This is a genomic window from Thioalkalivibrio sp. AKL10 (assembly GCF_000381845.1).
Classification (GTDB): Bacteria; Pseudomonadota; Gammaproteobacteria; order Ectothiorhodospirales; family Ectothiorhodospiraceae; genus Thioalkalivibrio; species Thioalkalivibrio versutus.
Genome location: NZ_KB907143.1, coordinates 52,645 through 73,937 on the forward strand (window position 1 = coordinate 52,645; position 21,293 = coordinate 73,937).

The 21,293-nt window shown below is 61.8% G+C and carries 15 protein-coding genes and 2 pseudogenes; 16 read left to right on the forward strand and 1 reads right to left on the reverse strand.

All coding sequences use genetic code 11. The annotated features are described in order from the left end of the window. Positions 1-4: 4 nt before the first annotated feature. Complete coding sequence (gene trxB, locus G333_RS0105980) at positions 5-1,120, reverse strand: thioredoxin-disulfide reductase (protein WP_019627952.1); 1,116 nt, start codon at positions 1,118-1,120, stop codon at positions 5-7. 436 nt (positions 1,121-1,556) lie between these two features. Here trxB and G333_RS0105985 point away from each other — a divergent pair, with 436 nt between their 5' ends. From G333_RS0105985 to G333_RS0106060, 16 genes and pseudogenes are all read left to right on the forward strand, one after another. Further along, on the forward strand, positions 1,557-4,451 hold the full coding sequence (locus tag G333_RS0105985; RefSeq protein WP_019627953.1) for a ribonucleoside-diphosphate reductase subunit alpha: 2,895 nt from the start codon (positions 1,557-1,559) through the stop codon (positions 4,449-4,451). Positions 4,452-4,548: 97 nt separating this feature from the next. Continuing rightward, positions 4,549-5,787 carry a ribonucleotide-diphosphate reductase subunit beta gene (locus tag G333_RS0105990; protein ID WP_019627954.1) on the forward strand — a complete coding sequence of 413 codons (1,239 nt, stop codon included), beginning with the start codon at positions 4,549-4,551 and terminating at the stop codon, positions 5,785-5,787. 162 nt (positions 5,788-5,949) lie between these two features. Continuing rightward, positions 5,950-6,804 (forward strand): hypothetical protein, encoded by an 855-nt coding sequence (locus G333_RS0105995; RefSeq protein WP_155986113.1) that lies wholly within the window; start codon positions 5,950-5,952, stop codon positions 6,802-6,804. Between the two features lies 1 nt (position 6,805). Further along, on the forward strand, positions 6,806-9,103 hold the full coding sequence (locus G333_RS0106000) for a UvrD-helicase domain-containing protein (protein WP_081624508.1): 2,298 nt from the start codon (positions 6,806-6,808) through the stop codon (positions 9,101-9,103). A gap of 136 nt (positions 9,104-9,239) precedes the next feature. After that, positions 9,240-9,527 (forward strand): annotated as a pseudogene (locus G333_RS14275) (transposase); the annotation flags it as partial. A 192-nt stretch (positions 9,528-9,719) separates the two neighbouring features. Continuing rightward, positions 9,720-10,745 (forward strand): transposase, encoded by a 1,026-nt coding sequence (locus G333_RS0106010; protein ID WP_019627958.1) that lies wholly within the window; start codon positions 9,720-9,722, stop codon positions 10,743-10,745. A gap of 25 nt (positions 10,746-10,770) precedes the next feature. Continuing rightward, complete coding sequence (locus G333_RS0106015; protein ID WP_018880060.1) at positions 10,771-11,016, forward strand: DUF4160 domain-containing protein; 246 nt, start codon at positions 10,771-10,773, stop codon at positions 11,014-11,016. Continuing rightward, positions 10,988-11,245, forward strand: a complete 258-nt coding sequence (locus G333_RS0106020) for a DUF2442 domain-containing protein (protein WP_026340908.1) — start codon at positions 10,988-10,990, stop codon at positions 11,243-11,245. The genes G333_RS0106015 and G333_RS0106020 overlap by 29 nt, the downstream gene beginning before the upstream one ends. A 60-nt stretch (positions 11,246-11,305) precedes the next feature. After that, positions 11,306-11,581 (forward strand): BrnA antitoxin family protein, encoded by a 276-nt coding sequence (locus tag G333_RS0106025; protein WP_019627960.1) that lies wholly within the window; start codon positions 11,306-11,308, stop codon positions 11,579-11,581. A 72-nt stretch (positions 11,582-11,653) separates the two neighbouring features. Next, complete coding sequence (locus G333_RS14675) at positions 11,654-11,845, forward strand: DUF2442 domain-containing protein (RefSeq protein ID WP_081624509.1); 192 nt, start codon at positions 11,654-11,656, stop codon at positions 11,843-11,845. A 240-nt stretch (positions 11,846-12,085) separates the two neighbouring features. Further along, positions 12,086-12,991, forward strand: coding sequence for a sensor domain-containing diguanylate cyclase (locus G333_RS0106030; protein WP_019627961.1), 906 nt, complete (start codon positions 12,086-12,088; stop codon positions 12,989-12,991). Between the two features lie 482 nt (positions 12,992-13,473). Beyond that, positions 13,474-15,471: a S9 family peptidase gene (locus G333_RS0106040; protein ID WP_019627963.1), complete on the forward strand. Its 1,998-nt coding sequence runs from the start codon at positions 13,474-13,476 to the stop codon at positions 15,469-15,471. A gap of 585 nt (positions 15,472-16,056) precedes the next feature. Next, positions 16,057-16,140 (forward strand): annotated as a pseudogene (locus G333_RS15370) (antibiotic biosynthesis monooxygenase); the annotation flags it as partial. 335 nt (positions 16,141-16,475) lie between these two features. Continuing rightward, the gene (locus G333_RS0106050; protein WP_019627965.1) at positions 16,476-19,163 is read left to right on the forward strand and encodes an AMP-binding protein; all 2,688 of its coding nucleotides are present in this window, start codon (positions 16,476-16,478) and stop codon (positions 19,161-19,163) included. Positions 19,164-19,410: 247 nt separating this feature from the next. Then, positions 19,411-20,535: a site-2 protease family protein gene (locus G333_RS0106055; protein ID WP_018950749.1), complete on the forward strand. Its 1,125-nt coding sequence runs from the start codon at positions 19,411-19,413 to the stop codon at positions 20,533-20,535. Positions 20,536-20,667: 132 nt separating this feature from the next. Then, positions 20,668-21,087 carry a CBS domain-containing protein gene (locus G333_RS0106060; RefSeq protein ID WP_017941040.1) on the forward strand — a complete coding sequence of 140 codons (420 nt, stop codon included), beginning with the start codon at positions 20,668-20,670 and terminating at the stop codon, positions 21,085-21,087. Positions 21,088-21,293 lie beyond the last annotated feature (206 nt).

The following is a 21,293-nucleotide window of genomic DNA, read 5'->3' on the forward strand; positions in this document are numbered from 1 at the left end:
GCGATCAACCGAGCTTGTCCAGGTACTTCTCCGCGTCCAGTGCGGCCATGCAGCCAGTGCCGGCGGAGGTGACCGCCTGGCGATAGACGTGATCCATCACGTCGCCGGCGGCGAACACGCCCGGCACGGAGGTGGCCGTGGCATTGCCTTCCAGCCCGCTTTGCACCTTGATGTAGCCGCCCGCCATATCCAGCTGGCCCTGGAAGATGTCGGTGTTCGGCTTGTGGCCGATGGCGATGAACACGCCCATCAGCTCGAGATCCTTGGTCTCGCCGGACTCGGTGCTCTTGAGTCGCGCACCGGTCACGCCGGTCTCGTCGCCGAGGATCTCTTCCAGGGTGTGGTTCCACTCGATGGTGACGTTGCCGTTCTTTTCCTTCTCGAACAGCTTGTCCTGCAGGATCTTCTCCGAGCGCAGCGAATCGCGCCGGTGCACCAGGGTGACCTCGGAGGCGATGTTCGACAGGTACAGCGCCTCCTCGACCGCGGTGTTGCCGCCACCGATCACCGCCACTTTCTGGCCACGGTAGAAGAAGCCATCGCAGGTCGCACAGGCGGACACGCCCTTGCCGGCGAAGGTGGTCTCGGACTCCAGCCCCAGGTACTGGGCGGAGGCGCCGGTGCAGATGATCAACGCATCACAGGTGTACTCGCCGGAGTCGCCGATCAGGCGGTAGGGCTGGTCCTTCAGATGCACCGTGTGGATGTGGTCGAAGATCACCTCGGTATCGAAGCGTTCGGCGTGCTTCTGCATGCGCTGCATCAGCTCGGGGCCCTGCACGCCCTCGTTGTCGCCGGGCCAGTTGTCCACATCAGTGGTGGTCATCAGCTGGCCACCCTGTTCCAGCCCGGTGATCACGACCGGGTTCAGGTTGGCGCGCGCGGCGTAGACGGCGGCGGTCCAGCCGGCCGGGCCGGAGCCCAGGATCAGCAGCGGGCAGTGACGCGGCGCCTTCTCGCTGCCGCCCTTTTTCGGCTGGGTCGCGGTGTCGCTACCGGAGGAGAGCGAGACGGCGCCGGCGGCTGCCTGCATGGCACCCGTGGCGACGGCGGCCTTGGGCGCGTCCTTCTTGCCGGCCTGCTTGCTCTTCTTGTCGGATGGATCCTTGGCGTCGCTCATGCGGTACTCCCTGTCGATACGATGAATACGGCTGGCGTTGCCGGCCCGGCCGGCAACGCGAAAAAGCGGGTTCGATAAGGCGGGGATTATTGGGACGCGGCGGGTCTTTGTCCAACATCGCCACGCCGGACGTGGATGCCCCAAAGCGGTCCCCGCGCGCGATACCGATTCGGTAATCGCGGGCCATAAAACATTTTCATGTTCGTGTGGGCCGCAGGCACCCGGCGGGGAGTCACTACATCGGCGTTTGGTGGATAACCGGGGTGCCTCGCCAGGAATGGCGACAGGACGGGGAATGGCCGATTTTATCCACAGCTTGCCCACGGCTTGTGCGCGGTTTGTTCTTTCGGGAGCTACTATATCTAGTGGCTATGCAGTTCTCGATCCCCGATCTATAGTATCTCACGTTCGATCCAACACCAGCGCGAGGCCCGTCATGCACAGCGATTCCCATACTGCCACAGCCCAGCAGGGCACCCAGTACCCGCCGCAAGCCGAACCGTCGGCCGAGGTCCTGGCGACCAGCCCGGGCCAGCACCAGGTGATTCGCCGCAATGGCAAGGTGACCGGCTTCGATGCCTCCAAGATCGAGGTCGCGGTGACCAAGGCCTTCCTCGCGGTGGAGGGCGGCAATGCCGCGGCCAGCCGTCGCATCCACGAGGTGTCGAAGGAAGTGGCCGGGCAGGTGGTGGACAGCCTGTTCCGCCGCGCCGGGACCCAGGGCATGACGGTCCACATCGAGGATATCCAGGACCACGTGGAGCTGGCGCTGATGCGCAGCGGCCACCACAAGGTCGCGCGGGCCTACGTGATCTACCGCGAGCAGCAGTCGCAGAAGCGCGCCGCCGAGGCCGCCGAGCAGGGTGCGGACGAACAAGCCGAGGCCGCCACGCTGAACGTGACCCGGGCCGACGGCACCCTGGCCCCGCTGGACGAGGACCGCCTGCAGGCGGTGGTCGCCGAGGCCTGCGCCGGCATCGAGCAGGTGGATGGCGAGAAGATCCTGACCGAGGCCCGCCGCAACCTGTTCGACGGCGTGGCCGAGAAGGATGTCTCCACCGCGCTGGTGATGGCCGCGCGGGTGATGATCGAGAAGGAGCCGAACTACTCCGAGGTCACCGCGCGGTTGCTGATGGACGCGCTGCGCCGCGAGGCCCTGAGCTTCGTGCACGGCCGCCCGGAAGAGGCCACCCAGGCCCAGCTGGCCGAGCGCTATGCCGATTACTTCGGTGCCTACATCAAGCGCGCCGCCGAGCTGGAGCTGGTCGACAGCGAGCTGACCCGCTACGACTTGGAGCGCCTGGGCGCCGCGCTCAAGCCCGAGCGCGACCTGCAGTTCACCTACCTGGGCCTGCAGACCCTGTTTGATCGCTACTTCATCCACAGCGATGGCACGCGCTTCGAGCTGCCGCAGGCGTTCTTCATGCGCGTGGCCATGGGCCTGGCGATCAACGAGATCGACCGCGAGGCGCGCGCGATCGAGTTCTACAACCTGCTGAGCTCGTTCGACTTCATGAGCTCCACGCCGACCCTGTTCAACTCCGGCACCCTGCGTCCGCAGCTCTCCAGCTGCTACCTGACCAGCGTCCCGGACGACCTCGACGGCATCTACAGCGCCATCCGCGACAACGCGCTGCTGTCCAAGTTTGCCGGCGGGCTGGGCAACGACTGGACCCGCGTGCGCGGCATGGGCGCCCACATCAAGGGCACCAACGGCAAGTCCCAGGGCGTGGTCCCGTTCCTCAAGGTGGCCAACGACACCGCGGTGGCGGTGAACCAGGGCGGCAAGCGCAAGGGTGCGGTGTGCGCCTACCTCGAGACCTGGCACATCGATATCGAGGAGTTCATCGAGCTGCGCAAGAACACCGGCGACGACCGCCGCCGCACCCACGACATGAACAGCGCCAACTGGATCCCGGACCTGTTCATGAAGCGTGTGGCCGAGGACGGCGACTGGACCCTGTTCTCCCCGAACGAGGCGCCGGACCTGCACGACCTGATCGGTGCCGACTTCGAGAAGCGCTACAGCGAGTACGAAGAGAAGGCCGCGCGCGGCGAGATGCGCGTGTACAAGACCATGAAGGCCGTCGACCTGTGGCGGAAGATGCTCGGCATGCTGTTCGAGACCGGCCACCCGTGGGTCACCTTCAAGGACCCGTGCAACCTGCGCAGCCCGCAGCAGCACACCGGCGTGGTTCACAGCTCCAACCTGTGCACCGAGATCACCCTGAACACCTCGGACGACGAGATCGCGGTGTGCAACCTGGGCTCGATCAACCTGGCCGCGCACATAGGCGACAACGGCGAGCTGGATCAGGCCAAGCTCGAGCGCACCGTGAACACGGCCATGCGCATGCTCGACAACGTGATCGACTACAACTACTACTCGGTGCCGCAGGCGCGTCGCTCCAACATGCGCCACCGCCCGGTGGGCCTGGGGATCATGGGTTTCCAGGATGCGCTGTACAAGCTGCGCCTGCCGTATGCCTCCGAGGCCGCCGTGGAGTTCGCCGATGCCTCCATGGAGGCGGTGTCCTACTACACCATCAAGGCCTCGACCGACCTGGCCGAGGAACGCGGGCGCTACGAGAGCTTCCCCGGCAGCCTGTGGAGCCAGGGCATCCTGCCGATCGACTCGGTCGAAAAGCTGGCCGAGACCCGCGGCGACTACCTGCAGATGGACACCACCCAGCGCCTGGACTGGGACACCCTGCGCAAGCGGGTGAAGAAGATCGGCATGCGCAACTCCAACACCATGGCGATCGCCCCGACCGCGACCATCTCCAACATCTGCGGGGTCAGTCAGTCGATCGAGCCGACCTACCAGAACCTGTTCGTCAAATCGAACCTGTCGGGCGAGTTCACCGTGATCAACCCGTACCTGGTGCGCGACCTGAAAGACCGCGAGCTGTGGGACGAGGTGATGGTCAACGACCTCAAGTACTACGACGGCTCGGTGCAGCCGCTGGACCGCGTGCCGGAGGACCTCAAGGCCCTGTACGCCACTGCGTTCGAGCTGGACACCCGCTGGCTGGTCGAGGCCGCCTCGCGCCGGCAGAAGTGGATCGACCAGGCGCAGAGCCTGAACCTGTACATGGCCGAGCCCTCCGGGCCCAAGCTGGACGCCCTGTACAAGCTGGCCTGGGTGCGCGGGCTGAAGACGACCTACTACCTGCGCTCCATGGGTGCGACCCACGTGGAGAAGAGCACCGTGGCCGACTCCTCGCGCGCCAACAAGCTGAACGCCGTCTCCGGCGGCCAGCAGGCGTCCGAGCCGGAGGCGCCCAAGGCGTGCTCCATCCTCGACCCGGACTGCGAGGCCTGCCAGTAAGGCCCGCCCGCGAGCGGGCACCGAATACGTACGACCAAGCAAACTGAACAAAGGCCCGGCCACCGCGCCGGGCCGCCACCGAAAGAAGAGGGACACTATGCTTTCCTGGGACGATCCGATTGCCGCCGTAAAAGGCGAAGGCCAGAAACAACCCGCCGTACGCCCGGGCATGGGCTTTCAGGAGAACGAAGCCCTGATGAGCACCGCCGGTGCCGCGCCCAGCGTCCCGCCGGAGCCGGAGAACGCCGGCCAGCCGCTGGCCGAGCCCAACGAGGAGGCCCTGACCGGCACCGGTCTGGAAGACATCGAGATGGGTGCCGAGCGCATCCGCGTGGATGACAAGAAGATCATCAACTGCCACGCGGACCTCAACCAGCTCGTGCCCTTCAAGTACAAGTGGGCCTGGCAGAAGTACCTGGACGGCTGCGCCAACCACTGGATGCCGCAGGAAATCAACATGAACGCGGACATCGCCCTGTGGAAGGACCCGAATGGTCTGACCGAGGACGAGCGCACCATCGTCAAGCGCAACCTGGGCTTCTTCTCCACCGCCGACTCGCTGGTGGCGAACAACCTGGTGCTGGCCGTGTACCGCCACATCACCAACCCCGAGTGCCGCCAGTACCTGCTGCGCCAGGCCTTCGAGGAAGCGGTGCACACCCACGCCTACCAGTACTGCGTGGAGTCCTTAGGGTTGGACGAGGGCGAGATCTTCAACATGTACCGCGAGGTGCCCTCCGTCGCCGTCAAGGCCGAATGGGCCCTGCCGTTCACCAAGCACCTGGCGGACCCGAACTTCCGCACCGGCACGCCGGAGGCGGACCAGAAGCTGCTGCGCGAACTGATCGCCTTCTACGTCGTGTTCGAGGGCATCTTCTTCTACGTCGGCTTCGTGCAGATCCTCTCCATGGGCCGGCGCAACAAGATGACCGGCGTGGCCGAGCAGTTTCAGTACATCCTGCGCGACGAGTCCATGCACATGAACTTCGGCATCGACGTGATCAACCAGATCAAGGTCGAGAACCCGCACCTGTGGACCGAAGACTTCAAGGACGAGATGCGCACCTTGATCCATGATGCGGTCGAGCTGGAGGCGCAGTACGCCCGCGACACCATGCCCCGCGGCGTGCTCGGCATGAACGCGCAGATGTTCGAGGAATACCTGCACTTCATCGCCAACCGCCGCTGCGCGCAGATCGGCCTGGCCGAGATGTACCCGGGTGCCGACAACCCGTTCCCGTGGATGAGCGAAGTGCTCGATCTCAAGAAGGAGAAGAACTTCTTTGAGACGCGGGTTACCGAGTATCAGACGGGTGGGGCGTTGAGCTGGGATTGACCTGGCAAAGCTAACCCGACGGAACGGAGCCAGGGAGATGGCCACGACCCAGATCAAAAGGGCGCCATCCGGCGCTCTTTTTCTTGCCTACGCCGCACATATATCGACGCCGACCTTGCCCAGACTCGAATTCCAAACACCAACCTCTATGCACCTCGCAAAATGAACGAACCAGTCCGAAGACCCAATCCAGGTGAATTCACCCAAGGTGCGATATTTAATTGTGCTGTAGCCGAGGCCTACCGGGGCTCTGACGCCTATGGGATTATCATTACTGCTCGTTGCGACGTTGCTAACGACAAAGCGCCAACCTACAACTATGTCCCCATAGTCTCATTAACATCATGGTTGACAGGCGACGGGCTTCGGATTTTGTCTGATCGGGTAAAAAAATCGGCCTGCGGTAATGTAAGAACCCAGCTATCAAATTTGGAGATTAGCCCAAGAGTTCTGATGTTTCATGGCTTGGATCAGGTCGCTAGCGAATTCCTCCCTTTGGCCACCAAGAAAAATAAAAAGCATATTGATAGCCTCAAGAATTCCATCGAGGTAATCAAGGAAGCGGATCGGATTCTATCTGAAGGAGACCCGTTAGACATACAACATTACTATGAGAAGAATGAAAAGATCCGGATTAAGATATTAAAAGAACTGGTTTCTCACCAGCTAACAGGATTCTACTTTATTCCGCGTGTGGATGGAGGCGATAGGGAAGCAACGGGCTACGTTGCACTGCAGCGTGAGATCCACCATCTTCCGGCTCTGATGGCGAAAACAATAAGCGAAGGCCTTGTTGAAGAAAAGTATCACGAAATGCGCCGGGCGGGATCTATCGATGGTTGCCGTCTTCGCTTTAACTCCGGCGATTTTGCTATGCCTATCGGTCAGCTCACATCTCCGCATATTGAGCATTTTATGCAGGCGTTATTCAATTTGTTCTCTAGGATCGGACTGCCCGACTATGATGATAAGTATATAGAAGAAATTTGGAATATTAACTATATTGCGGGGCAGTAATATGAGATTTCTGGCGATTGACCGTGAGGCAGTAAACGAATTGGTGCAAAGTCGAACCCTGCAATCTTCGGACTTCCGAGACGGACAAGTACTGGCATCATTTCTTAGGAAACCGAATGACCAAGTGACGTTGGGCCCAGAAATAGTGATCGCGAAAGCGAATTCCGGCGCCTACCTATTAAAGAGAGGTGGCGTTGGCCCCGATATTCTCGTGTTCGATTTGGAGTTAACGAGAATCTTCGATAGTCAGTGTGATCGTGAAAATATTTTGATCCTGCAAAAGATCCTCAGGTTCGCAACCCGTTACTGGGCTAATGAAAAGCTGACCTACTCAGAGAGGCTCGTTGCTGACTCTACAAAAGCCGTAGTGTTTCCTTTTCAGTTCAAAAGAGATCAGCCACTGCGGGCCGCTATCGAGCGGAAACCTGACCACAAGAGGGCGATTAAACGTGAAGGGACTGGGAATAACCTTCTAGTTTACAAATGGTCCAAAGACCAAGGGGACGGTGCTGAAGAAGAACCGTCCGTAACGAACTATAGAAAAGCGGTTAAGGGATTGAGCGAGGCGCGCTCAGTTGAAAACGCAGACACGCTGGGATCGGTAAGCTCTGCCGAAATCCCGGCGCTCTCGGTAACGCAGCTTGATGGGTGCGCGAATCCGATCCATGGGCACCAGGGGTTCGAGCGCTGGATGTCAGGTATTCTCACGTCGAAACAACAAGAGTTTGTCGATTCCAGCTTCAAATATCCACACCGCGTTGAGGGGCCAGCCGGGACCGGAAAGACTCTTTGCTTGGTCCTAAAATGCCTCCGTTCGTTGCTCGAGGCGGAGAATTCTGGTGAGAGCCATCGGGGCGTCTTTGTGGTGCATAGCGATTCCGCGAAACGTAATGTGGAAGAGCTATTCATTGCCAATGAATCAACCCAGCGGTTTCTCAACAAAGATCGTCAAAGGTTTGATGAGATTGAGATTGTCACGCTCCAAGAGTGGTGCGCGGAAGCTCTTGGTACAGGGATATCGGAAGCGGAATTTCTCGATTCGGACGCCTACGAGTCGAAGCAAGCACAGCTTCTATATACGTTAGAAGCGGTTGACGAAGCTGTGAATGAAGATCTGTCGTCATACAGGAAGCTGCTTTCGGACGAATTCTTGGCGTTCTTGGAAGAGACAGATGAGTGGGATAGAGCGCAAGTGTTTCAGCACGAGATTAGCGTGATGATTAAAGGCCGCGCCCGCGGCGAAGTTGAACGCTATAAGAAGGTACCTAGGCTTCGATACGGCTTGCCGGTGTGTGGTGATGCCGACAAGGGGTTCGCCTTAAGTGTATATGAACGTTATCAGAGAAGAATAGAAATTTCGGGGCAGTTTGATACGGATGATATCGTTCTGTCTGCGTTTGGGTATTTAAATACTCCGATTTGGCGCCGCAGGAGGGTTCGGGAGGGATACGATTTTATAGCTATCGATGAGACTCACTTGTTCAATTTGAATGAGCTTTCGATCCTCCATTTTATGTCAAAAGAGGCGAACGAAATACCGATTGCCTATACAGTGGATAGAAGTCAAGCGACCGGGGACTGGGGCTGGGATGATGGGAGTTTAGAAAAGGTTTTCGGCGAATCGGGGGAATCAGGTAATTCTACGGTTATACGGTCGATATTCCGTTCATCTCCACAGGTTATAAACCTTGCGTGCTCAGTTACAGCAGGCGGGGCGAGTTTATTTACGAACTTTGATGATCCATTGGCGCTAGCGGAAAGTGCGTTTACCGCGAGTGAGGAAGCCAGTGCGGCGCAGCCGTTTTTTAAACAGTATCCAAGCGACGCGGAAATGGTGGCCGATGTGTTTTCTGTCGCGAGCGAAATTGAGCAGAGTATCGGCTGTGGTAAGAGTGGCGTGGCGATTGTTCCGTTTAGTGAATCTCTTCTTCAAGAAATTGAAAAAGAGGGTCGGCGTTTAAATAAGCCATTCGAGATCTTGAAGAAGCGTGGGGATTTGAATCTGGTGAAGAAGGCGAGTGAGTCAGCGAGATTCGTGGTTGGGGCTCCGGATTTGGTGGGTGGGTTGGAATTCGATGGGGTGGTTCTTGTGGGTGTGGATAAGGGTAGGGTGCCGCCGTTAGATGAAGGGGATGGCATGGGAAGTTTGAATTTCCTACGGTATGCGTCACACAATCGGCTGTACGTTGCGATCACCCGGGCGAAGTTTCAAGTAGGAGTACTTGGGGTTAGGGAGCGAGGGGTTAGTCAGTTGCTATCTCAAGCGGTTTCCGAAGGTTGGATTGAAGTGATTGATTGAGTTTTCGTTGGAGGAATAACGGGGTCGGACCTCGGTAACCTACGGAGAAACAGCGGTAAACCGGTCTAGAAAGGGCGCAATTCGAGCTTAAAGGGGTCATTTCGGCCATCAAATGGGCATTCCAGGGAGGGAAGCCATGCCATGGGCGAATCGCCATCATCTGCCGGGCCATGTCTGGCACGTTACGCATCGCTGTCACAAGCAGGCGTTTCTGCTGAAGTTCGCCCGCGACCGGAGGCTCTGGCGCTACTGGCTGTACCAGGCGCGTCAGCGTTACGGACTCTGTGTGCTCAACTACATAGTGACCTCCAACCATGTGCACCTGCTGATGCGCGATGGGGGCGGAGGCGAGATTGCGCGTTCCATGCAGTTGATCGCGGGCCGGGTTGGCCAGTCATACAACCGGCGCAAGGCGCGCAAGGGCAAGAAGAAGAGGACACCCATGATTTCTTGACGGTCTGAGGCGGGCTGTCTAGGTTTGTGGGGAGTGCATGGACCAGGGAGGGTCCGGAGATGACGCGAGCCAGAAGAAGAAGAGGACACCCATGATTTCTTGACGGTCTGAGGCGGGCTGTCTAGGTTTGTGGGGAGTGCATGGACCAGGGAGGGTCCGGAGATGACGCGAGCCAGGAAGGAGCTCGTCTCGTTCGAGACGACGCCGTATTACCACTGCATTTGTCGCTGTGTTCGCCGCGCGTTCCTGTGTGGCGAGGATTTCTATTCGGGCAAGAACTACGAGCACCGGCGCGGCTGGGTGCTGGAGCGGCTGTGCGAGCTGCAGGGCGTGTTTGCTGTGGATGTGTGTGCGTACGCGGTGATGTCGAACCACTATCACCTGGTGGTGCGGCTCGACTCGGACCGGGCGGCATGCTGGAGCGAAGACGAGGTGATGGAGCGCTGGGAGCGCTTGTTTTCGTTGCCGCTGCTGGTGGCGCGGTACCGGGCGGGCAAGACGGGCACGGTGGCCGAGCGCGAGAGGGCGCAGGCGCAGATCGCCCTGTGGCGGGAGCGCTTGCAGGACCTTTCGTGGTTCATGCGCAGCCTGAACGAGCATCTGGCGCGGCGCGCCAATGCGGAGGATGGCTGCAAGGGCCGCTTCTGGGAAGGCCGATACAAGAGCCAGGCGCTACTGGACGATGCGGCGGTGCTGACCTGCATGAGCTACGTGGATCTGAACCCGGTACGCGCGGGGATGGCGGATACGCCTGAGGCGTCCGATTTCACTTCGATCCAGCAACGTATCCGAATGCTGGCTTCCAAGTGTGACAGGCAGGAGAGAGAGGCTTCTGACGAGGCCCAACCCAGCCTGACCGTCCTGGGCGGGGAGGGTGCTGACCCGCACGCCAATGCGGTGGTGTTTACGACCGAGGATTACCTGGAGCTGGTGGACTGGGCCGGGCGCGCGATCCGCGACGACAAGCGCGGCGCCATCCCGGGGCATATCCCGCCAATCCTGGAGCGCCTCCAGATCGATCCGGTGCAGTTCATGCGGCATGTCGGCAAGGGGCGGGGTACCTACCACGTGGCGGCGCTGGGGTGTGTCGAGCGCATGCGTGCGGCGATCCGGCGGCTTGGCCGGCGAAGTATCAAGGGCATCGGGGTTTCGGGACGGATGTTCCTGGCACCACCTGGGTGCCGTTGATTGCCTCGGTTAGCGGGAGGCCTCAATGCCGACGGTGTTCAGGGATGGACCCTACCGCTACTACTGGTTCAGCCATGAGCCGGACGAGCCGCCCCACGTGCATGTAGACCGGGGCAAGTGCTCGGCAAAGTTCTGGTTGCGCCGTGTGGCGCTGGCGCGGAATATGGGGTTTCCGGCGCACGAGCTGCGTCGGATTCGAGAGGTTGTCGAGCGTCGGCAACCGGAGTTGTTGGAGGCTTGGAATGGGTTCTTTGGCCACGAACGCGGATGAGCGTGTTGCCTCCGTGGATTTCACCGAGCATGACCTGGTGGTCGGCCTGATGGACGGTCGACGGATTTTGGTCCCGCTCGAGTGGTACCCGCGTCTGGCTCATGCAACACCCGAGCAGCTCCGGACCTGGGAGATCTGTGGCGGGGGCTACGGAATCCACTGGCCTGAACTCGACGAAGACCTCAGCACCGAAGGATTGCTGCGAGGCGCACCGGCACCCGCCCGCTGAGGCTTACTGGACCAGGGGCCGATATTTTCGACCTTTTGTCACCTTTCGAGCGAGCCACCTATGAGCAAGACCAAGAAGATTCCTGAGTTCCAGGACGAGGCAGAAGAGCGGGTGTTCTGGGAGAGCCCTGAGTCCCGCGAGTACGTCGATTGGAACCGCGCCGCGGCGGTTGAGCTCCCGAATCTCAAGCCTTCTACCCGGACGATCTCCCTGCGCTTGCCGGAGTCGCTCCTCGACCGCATCAAGATCGAAGCCAACAAGCGCGACATGCCCTACCAATCCCTGATCAAGGCGTGGCTGGCGGACGACGTGGACGAAGCCCGCAAAAAGGACTAACGGCGACGACAGCGGGGCGAGGAGATACGGGGGTTGTCGAGCGTCGGCAACCGGAGTGGTTGGAAGCCTGGAATGGGTTCTTTGGCCATGAACGCGGATGAGCGTGTTGCATCCGTGGGTTTCACCGAGCATGACCTGGTGGTCGGTCGACGGATTTCGGTCCCGCTCGAGTGGTATCCGCGTCTGGCCCATGTAACACCCGAGCAGCTCCGGACCTTGGAGCGGGTCCAAATAACGGCAAATAACGGGATCGGACCTCGGTAATCTACAGAAAAACTGAGGGAAACCCGTCTAGAAAGGGCAGGATTCGAGTTTAAAGCGGTCATTTCGGCCATCAAATGGACATTCCAGGGAGGGAAGCCATGCCACGGGCGAATCGCCATCAGGTTGTCGTGGTCCGATCCCGTCGCCGACGGCACCGACGGCAGAAGACATCCATGATCTTCGTATTGCCCTTTGCAACCGGGCTAGAGTCGGAGTCCGTGGACCAGATATCCTTGACCAATGCCCGTTGACCTTCAAGCGCTCTCGGCCAGGCTGATCCATCTGATCCTCGACACGGTCTTTGTGGTCGATCGGGACAATCAGATCGTCTTCGTGAGCGATGCCTGTGAGGATCTGCTTGGTTATCGCGCGGAGGAGCTGATCGGAACCACGATCACCGACTATATGCATCCTGAAGACCTGGCGGCCTCACTGGCCTCCATTGTTCGGGTCATGGAGGGCAAGCCTCACGTCGATTTCCGTAACCGCTATATCCGCAAAGATGGCGGTGTCGTGTACATCCTTTGGTCGGCACACTGGGTCGAGGAGGAGGGTGTGCGGATTGGGGTTGCGCGGGACGTGACGGCCCTGCGGCAGGCCGAGGAGGAACTGCGCTTCCTCGCCCATCATGATCCGCTGACAGGACTGACCAACCGATCGCTGTTCTATGACCGCCTGGATCTGGCGATACATTCGGCCCATCGCTACCAGAACCACCTGGCCTTGCTGTTTCTGGATATCAACGACTTCAAGGTGATCAATGATGTCCATGGACACGCGGTGGGGGACCGTGTGCTTTGTACGATCGCCCGGCGGCTGGAGGGCTGCGTGCGGGAGACGGACACGGTGGCGCGGATGGGCGGGGATGAGTTTATTGTCCTGCTGACGGATATCCAGGTGGAGGGTGCCGTTTCCAGAAAGGTCGAGCACATTCAATCGGCCATGGACGAGCCCCTGGGCGCCGAGTTCGGCGGGATCATACCGTCTTGTAGCATTGGCGTGGCCTGCTATCCCGCTGACGGAGAGGACGCCGATACCTTGCTGAGCCGTGCGGATGGCGAAATGTACCGGGTGAAGCGGAAAAGGGGAGAAGTAAGGGGGTCGGACCTCGGTAACGTGCGGAATAACCGAACGAAACCGGTCTAGGAAGGCCGCGATTCGAGCTTAAAGCGGTCATTTCGGCCATCAAATGGGACTTCCAGGGAGGGAGGCCATGCCGCGGGCGAATCGCCATCATCTACCGGGAAGCGAGTGAACCGCCCCGGGGTTTCCGGAGACTCGTTGGTTTGGGCCACGCCACCTGGTGAGCTATGGGCTCAGAGCTCGCTTTTTGCCTCTGCAAGTTCCCCGCGGAGGGCAAAAGGCAAGGTGTCACCCCGGCGTCTTTCCGCGGACGAAGTGGAACAGCGGCTTTTGCATGGCGGCTTCTCGATCGATGGTTGGGTACAAACCCTTGCGCGGCCGCTTGCCGGGATGCGGGGTATTGAACCGTTGCGGCCGGGAGACGGTGAATGCGCATTCGTCGTCGTGGCGGCGACCCGGAACGTCCATCGCAGGCGGGCGAGAAAAGGACACCCCTGATCTCGTTGCGGCAAACTCGGGGGCATTTCCTTTCCCTCGAGGACTCCATGACCCGAACACTGTTGCTAATCGTCTTCTTCTACACGCCGTCGGTATGGGCGGAGCCGCCGGAGCCGATGGTGCCCGCCGACTATTACGACTTCGTGTTCGCGACCGAGCCGAGGCTTTCGCCGGATGCTGGCCATGTCGTCTTCGTGCGCAGTCGCGTGGACGATGAGCGCCGCAATCGGGAATCGAGCATCTGGATGGTGCCGGCTGATGGCTCGGAATCGGCAAGCCAGTTCACCCAGGGTGAGTCCGATCGTCATCCCCGTTTTTCTCCCGATGGGCGGCAAGTGGCCTTCTTGAGGACCGTCGACGAGGACGCCCAGATTCATCTGATACCCATTGACGGTGGTGAAGCCCATGCCATCACCGAGATTGAACAGGGCAATCTTTCTCACTTTGCCTGGCTGCCTGATGGTCAACACCTGATCGTTACCCTGACCATCGACCCGGCCGTCGAGGATCCCGCGCAGGAGCAGCAGGGGGATGACGCACCGCAGGCGGATGTGAAGGTCTATTCGCGGCCGCTCAGCCGTCGTGAGTCGCAGGGTTGGCTGGATGAGAGCCGCCGCACTTTGTGGTTGCTGGATTCGGCAAGCGGCGAACTCGAGCGTTTGGCAGGGGACGCCGAGTGGAACCACAACAACCCGACGGTTTCGCCCGATGGCCGCTTCCTGGCGTTCAATGTCGACCGCAGCGGCCGCGAGTACGACGGCAGCTTCAATCAGGACATCTACCTGCTCGATCTCGAAAGCCGTGAGGAACGCAAGCTGTCCGCGCCCGATGGGCGTGTCACCGACCCAGTGTTCTCGCCCGACGGGCGCCAGGTCGCCTTTCTCTATCAGTCCGACCGTTATCGTCCCGTGGAACTGCACCGCATCGGGATCGACAACGACGACCACAAGGTACTGCACGATGGCATGGACTTCTCCGTTACGCAGGCCTGGTGGCCCGAGGGGTTCGATCGCCCCCTGGTATTGGCGGACTTCCGCGGCAGCCGTCCACTGATTCGCTTGAATCCCGATGGTGACAGCGAGGTGGTCCTCGGTGATGAAGCCGCTCTCAGCGATATCGACTTTGCCGCCGACGGCGAGTCCCTGGCCTTGCTGGTCGAAGACGAAACCCGGATGCCGGAGGTGCACGTCGCCGACAGTGACGGGTTCGAGTCGCGACGCCTGACGGGCTTCAACGACACTCTGTTGGAATCACGTTACCGGACCGAGCTCGAACGCTTCAGCTACGAGGTCGAGGATGGCCGCACGGTGGATGCGTTCCTGCTACGGCCCAAAGGGTTCGACGCCGGCGATGACTGGCCGCTGGTGTTGAACATTCGTGGCGGTCCGGCGCATATGTGGGGCCATCGCTGGTTCCACGAGTTTCAGATGATCGCGGGCGCGGGCTACGCGATGCTGTTCACCAACTATCGGGGTTCGACCGGCTACGGTTACGAGTTCCAGGCCTCGGTGTACCAGGACTACGGTGGGGTGGACTACCGCGACAACATGCAGGCCCTGGACGCGGCGTTGGAGCGCTACGACTGGATCGACGAGGAGCGCCAGTTTCTGACCGGTGGCAGCCATGGCGGCTTTCTGACCAACTGGATCACCACGCAGACCGATCGCTTCCGCGCGGCGGTCACCCAGCGCAGTGTCTCCAACTGGATCTCTGAGGCCGGCACCCAGGACTACGTGCCGACAAGGATGAATGCCGAGTTTGGCGGCACGATCTGGACGAACTACGACTATTACTGGGGACGCTCACCGCTCAAGTACGCCGACCAGGTGAGTACGCCGACGCTGATCATCCACTCTACCGATGACCGGGTGACCCCGATCGGGCAGGGCCAGGAGTGGTTCTACGCGCTGCTTAATAACGACGTAGAGAGCGAGCTGGCGGTATTCGATGGCGAAGGCCACAACCTGTCCCGGGACGGCACTCCGGTGAATCTGGTCAAACGCCTGGAACTCATCCTCGAGTGGTTTGAGAGCCATAAACCGTGATCCGCAGTGCGAGGCATTGATTGCGAGGCGGGGGGCCTGTCGGGGAGAAGAGAGAAGAGAGAAGAGAGAAGAGAGATGGGGATACGGAGGGATAACGGGGTCGGACCTCGGTAACCTACGGAAAAACCGAGGTAAACCGGTCTAGGAAGGCCGCGATTCGAGCTTAAAGCGGTCATTTCGGCCGTCAAATGGGACTTCCAGGGAGGGAGGTCATGCCGCGGGCGAATCGCCATCACCTGCCGGGAAGGGTGAACCGCCCCGGGTTTCCCGGAGACTCGTTGGTTTGGGTCACGCCACCTGGTGAGCTATGGGCTCAGAGCTCTCCTTTTGCCTCTGGAAGTTTCCGGTGGAAGGCAAAAGGCAAGGTTTGACCCCGGCGTCTTTCCGCGGATGGAGTTGGAACAGCGGCTTCTGCTGGGCGGCTTCTCGATCGATGGGTGGGTACAAACCCTTGCGCGGCCGCTTGCCGGGATGCGGGGTATCGAACCCCTGCGGCCGGGGCACGGTGAGTGCGCATTCGTCGTCGAGGCGGCGACCCGGAACGTCCATCGCAGGCGGGCGAGAAAAGGACACCCATGATCTCGTTTGGACGTCCGGGTTATTGGCGAGTTCGAGGACGCCGAATGGTACGTGGACCCACCCGGAACGTATGACACGAGTCGTCCCTGACCTTTGGACGTCGGGGCCCAATCTGGAGCACAGGGGAAGATGACACCCACGCCGCGAGGCAGGGGAAGAGGACGCCCATGAGTTCTTGTTCTGCCAGTTCGTCAAGGCGCGGGGGCCTTGACGAACTGGCACCCCCGTCAGCCCGGCCAGAACGGGGATTGTGAAACTCGAGGTCCTCCTCTGTGTCCTAAGCTCCTAGATTCGAGGGGATGACAGAGACGGCGAATCATGCCTCGATACAGTGATGGACGCCGCGAGGCGCTGCTGGCGAAGCTGCCGTGCCGCCGCCTCACGGCCTGACGGGGCGAGCAGGCTCTGGTACGGGAGATTTCAGGATGAGCGCGCAAACCATCGGGGAACTGCTGTCTTCCCGTTCCGTTCGCGAGGACCAGGACGCGGTCGTCTCCATGAGCCGCGATGGCTCCGATGCCCTCTCGCGGGGGGAACTGCTCGAACGGGCGGGGCGCCTGGCGGCCGGGCTGCAGCAGGCCGGAGTCGAGCAGGGCGACCGGGTCCTTATCCTGGCTCCCAACAGCGCCGAGTGGGTAGTGTCGGCTCTGGGCGTGATGAATGCCGGTGCGGTCCTGGTGCCCCTGGATACCCAGATGCCGCGCGAGGACCTGGACCACGCGATTTCGGATTCCGCACCGCGGTTCATCTTCACCACCACGAAGCTCAGGGACCGGCTCCCCGAGGCCCTCGGCGAGGTACGCACCTACCTGTTCGATGCGGACGCCGATGCTGCGGATTCCTGGGAGGGGCTTCTTGCGAAGGAGCCGGCAGACCCGGTGGCGCGCCCGGATGATATCGCGGCGATCTTCTATACCTCTGGTACTACGGGGCCGCCGAAGGGCGTACCGCTGACGCATGCCAACCTGAGCAGCAACGTGGAGGCGTTGTGCGACCAGGAGCTCGCGGACGATCGCGATCGGGTGCTGGTGCCCCTGCCGTTTCACCACGTGTATCCATTTACCGTGGGCATCCTGATTCCGCTGACCCTGGGCGCGACGATCATCGTGCCGTTCTCGCTAGTGGGTCCGCAGATCGTGCGCGCGCTTCGCGAGGGCGAGGCCACGGTGATGCTTGGGGTGCCGCGGTTGTACGAGGCCGTGTGGCAGGCCCTGGAAGATCGGGTCGCGGGGCGCGGCGGGCTGGCGGCGTTCGTGTTCCGGCGGATCATCGGTGTCTCCAGGCTGGCGCGCCGCCGGCTCGGTCTCAACCTCGGCCGGAGGCTGCTGAAGGGCCTGCACAGTCGCCTGGCCCCGCGCCTGCGGCTGGTCGTCGCTGGCGGGTCGGCGCTCGATCCGGAGCTGGCGCGCAACCTGCAGGCGCTGGGCTGGGACGTGGCGACCGGCTACGGCCTCAGCGAGACCTCCCCGATCCTGACCTACAACCCGCCGGATCGGCTCAAGATCGAGGCCGCCGGTCTGCCGTTGCCCGGGGTCGAGCTCAAGATCGACGATTCGCAGTCTGGCGACGGGCGTGGCGAGGTGATGGCGCGCGGGCCGAACGTGTTCTCCGGCTACCTGAACCTGCCGGACAAGACCAAGGAAGCCCTGGACGAAGACGGCTGGTACCGCACCGGCGATACCGGCGAGATCGACGATGACGGTTATCTGCACCTGCACGGGCGGGAATCTTCGATGATCGTCCTCTCGGGTGGCGAGAACGTTGACCCGGAACGGGTGGAAGATGCGTTGAAGATGATCGACGACGTACGCGAGGCCGGGGTTCTGGCGCACGAAGATCGCCTGGCCGCTGTCGTTGTGCCCGAATCGGGTCTGCTGCGCGAGGTGACCGGCGACGATCTCGAGAAGCGCCTGAAGGAGGCGGTGAACCGGGCGGCGAAGGAACTGCCAAGCCATCATCGCCCGGGCACGGTGCGCGTTGCGCTCGACCCGTTGCCGCGCACGCGTCTGGGCAAGTTGCGTCGGCACAAGCTGGAAGAGCTGTTCGGGGAGCTGGGTCGGGAGGACACCGTTTCCGAAGCGCGGCCGGAGCCGGTTTCGTCGGAATCCTGGGCGCCGGAAGACCAGCAGCTGCTTTCGGATCCCGCGGCGGAGCAGACATGGACCTATCTTGCCGAACGGTTTCATGACCTGCGTCTGACGCCGGACAGCATGCTGGCAGACGAACTCGGGATCGATTCGCTCAACTGGGTGGATCTGACGCTTGCGCTGGAGGATCGCGCCGCCATCGACCTCGACGATTCGGCGATCGAGCGCGTGGAAACGGTGCGTGACCTGCTGAAGGAGGCGGCCGGAGCCGCGGAGGCGAAGGAAGGGCGAGGGGAGCTCAAGCAGCAGCTCCAGGATCCCGAGTCTTTCCTTGAAGATGTCCAGCAGAGGGCGCTGGAACCGCCGGGATCGGCCGGCCGGGTGGCCGGGCGTCTGCTCCTTGGGTCTACGCGGTTGCTGGCCCGTCTGTTGATGCGCGTGGAGGTGCGGGGCCGTCTCCCGGGGCCAGACGCGGGCCCCCATATCATTGCGCCGCGCCATCTGAGCTTCGTGGACCCGCTGGCGTTGCTGCCGGCGTTCAGCACGCGGCAGCTGGAGGCGCTGTACTGGGCGGGTCTGGAGGCCTATCTGTTTTCCAACCGGTTCTCCCGCGCGTTCAGTCGCATTGCGCGTATTCTGCCGGTCGATCCCGCCGCGGCACCGCGGCGCAGTCTCCTGCAGGCCGCTGCGACGGTGCAGCGTGGCCACAGCCTGGTCTGGTTTCCGGAAGGGCAGCGTTCCCCGGACGGTGATCTCCAGCGCCTGCGGCCCGGCATTGGGCTGGTGCTCGCAGCACAGCCCGTGCCCGTGGTGCCGGTATGGATCGAGGGCACCCGCGAGGTTATGGCCCCGGGCCGGGTGTTCCCGCGGCCTGGCAAGAAGGTGCGCGTGGTCATTGGCGAGCCGATTTCGGTTGATGCCTACGGCAAGGATGAGCGCGAGATCGTGCAGACCCTTCAGGCAGCACTCGGGGACCTGGGAGGAGACCCCGCGGCCGAAGACACGCGAAGAAAAGGACACTCCTGATTTGTTGACGGTCTGACGGGGCCGGACCAGGTTTCCGCGCACACGTCGGGGTCCCGCGCAAGAAAATGGGGTCTACCTTCAGCCCTTGCCTTTTCCCCGTCCGGTTTTTGTGAGCACAAGGCAAGGTCTGAACCCGGCGTCGGGGGTCTCTCTCCTGTGCGGGCGGTGCCGCGGGGCCACATAATGGATGTCAGGTGGTCCTGGCTGTTCGATACGGGGCCGCTCCCCCCTTGCAAGGAGCGGAAGTATGTTCAAGACGGTCCTGGTCCTCGGCCACATCAGCGGTATCCGCATCCAGATCCACGTGAGCTGGGTGTTCATCCTCCTGCTACTGCTGGCGACCATGAGCACCGGCTTCCACTACCAGTTTCCGGAGTGGACGCTGCCGATGGTGGTGGGTACCGCGGTGGTGACGGCCCTGTTGTTCTTTGCCTCCATTCTGGCCCATGAGCTGGGCCACAGCGTGGTGGCCATCCGACGGGGTGTGCCGGTGGAATCGATCACCTTGTTCATCTTCGGCGGGCTGGCCCAGATGGGAAGGGACACCGAGCGCGCGGACGACGAGTTCTGGATCGCGATTGCCGGGCCAGCAGTCAGTGTGGGCCTGGCGCTGACCTTCGGGGGGCTCGCGCAGATCGCCTCCGGTTGGTACGAGCCGGTGTCGGTGGCGCTGGGCTGGCTGGCGTTCATCAACCTGGTGGTGGCGGTATTCAACCTCATCCCCGGTTTTCCGCTGGACGGGGGACGGGTGTTCCGGGCGCTGGTGTGGAAGATCACCGGCGACCCGCGTAAGGCGGTGGCGGCCGCAGTCTGGGGCGGGCGGATGGTGGCGTTCCTCCTGTTCGGCTTCGGTTTCTGGAATCTCGTAGTGATCGGCAACCTGATCGGCGGCGTCTGGATCATGCTGATCGCCTGGTTCCTGCTGACCATGGCCGAAGGGCAGGGGCGGATGTACGAGATGCGCGACCGGCTGGCGGGTGTCCGCGCGCGGGATCTGGCCGATCCGGAGCCGCCCTTCGTCAGCCCGGATGCGTCCATCCAGGAGTGGATCGACCAGGGCGTCCTGCCGGATGGGCGCCGCTCCTTTCTGGTCGGCGAGCCAGAGCGGGTGCAGGGGCTGGTGACCTTGAGCGACAGCCGCAAGGTGCCGCGGGAGCGGTGGGCGACCACCCGGATCGCCGACATCATGACCCCCGCGGATTCGCTGAGACAGGTTGCGCCGGATACGCAGGCCGAGGAGATCCTGCAGCTCATGAGTGAGCACAACCTCAACCAGATCCCGGTGCTGGAGGCATCCGGCCGGGCCATTGGCTGGATCGACCGCCAGAAGCTCCTGCGCACCATCGAGATCCACATGGAGGTCAAGCGCTAGAACCAGGGAGACAAAGGGGGGCAGCCATGGAAGGCCAACTGCACAGGGACGCATCACCTTGGGAAGGGCCGGGCCCGATACGCTCGCGTGTATCTGATACCGTGGGCTGCAGCAATCACAGGAGTGCTGGACATGACGTCGATGAATGTACCGGTGGAGGAGTTCACCACCCCCGACCCCGTCACTGCCAACGAAGATATGGCGATCGACGAGCTGCGGGCGTTGATGGAGCGGCATGGCGTGCGCCATCTTCCGGTCGTGCGCGGTGAGTCGGTGGTGGGGCTGGTCAGTGACCGCGAGGTCCGCGTGGTTCTGGGCTTGCCGCTCACCGAGATCAATCAGGTGCGGGCCTCCGACATCATGGCGGCCGACCCGCTGACGGTGACGGCGACCACGCCTCTGGACCAGGTGGCGTATGCCATGTCGGAAAACAAGGTGGGCAGCGTGATCGTCAACGATGAAGATGGCCGGTTCCTGGGGATCTTCACGGCCAGCGACGCCCTGAATGCGCTGACCGAGCTCGTCCGCGGAGGAGGCGCGCCCGCCGCATGACGCGTGGCGCGACGACGTGTGGAAAAACAAAAGAAGAGGTGTAGTGGTCAGGCGATTTCGGACACTGAACCGCCCCGGGTTTGCCCGAGACTCGTTGGTTTGGGTCACGCCACCTGGTGAGCTATGGGCTCAGAGCTTGCCTTTTGCCTCTGCTAGTTTCCGGCGGAGGGCAAAAGGCAAGGTTTGACCCCGGCGGGGTCACTTTC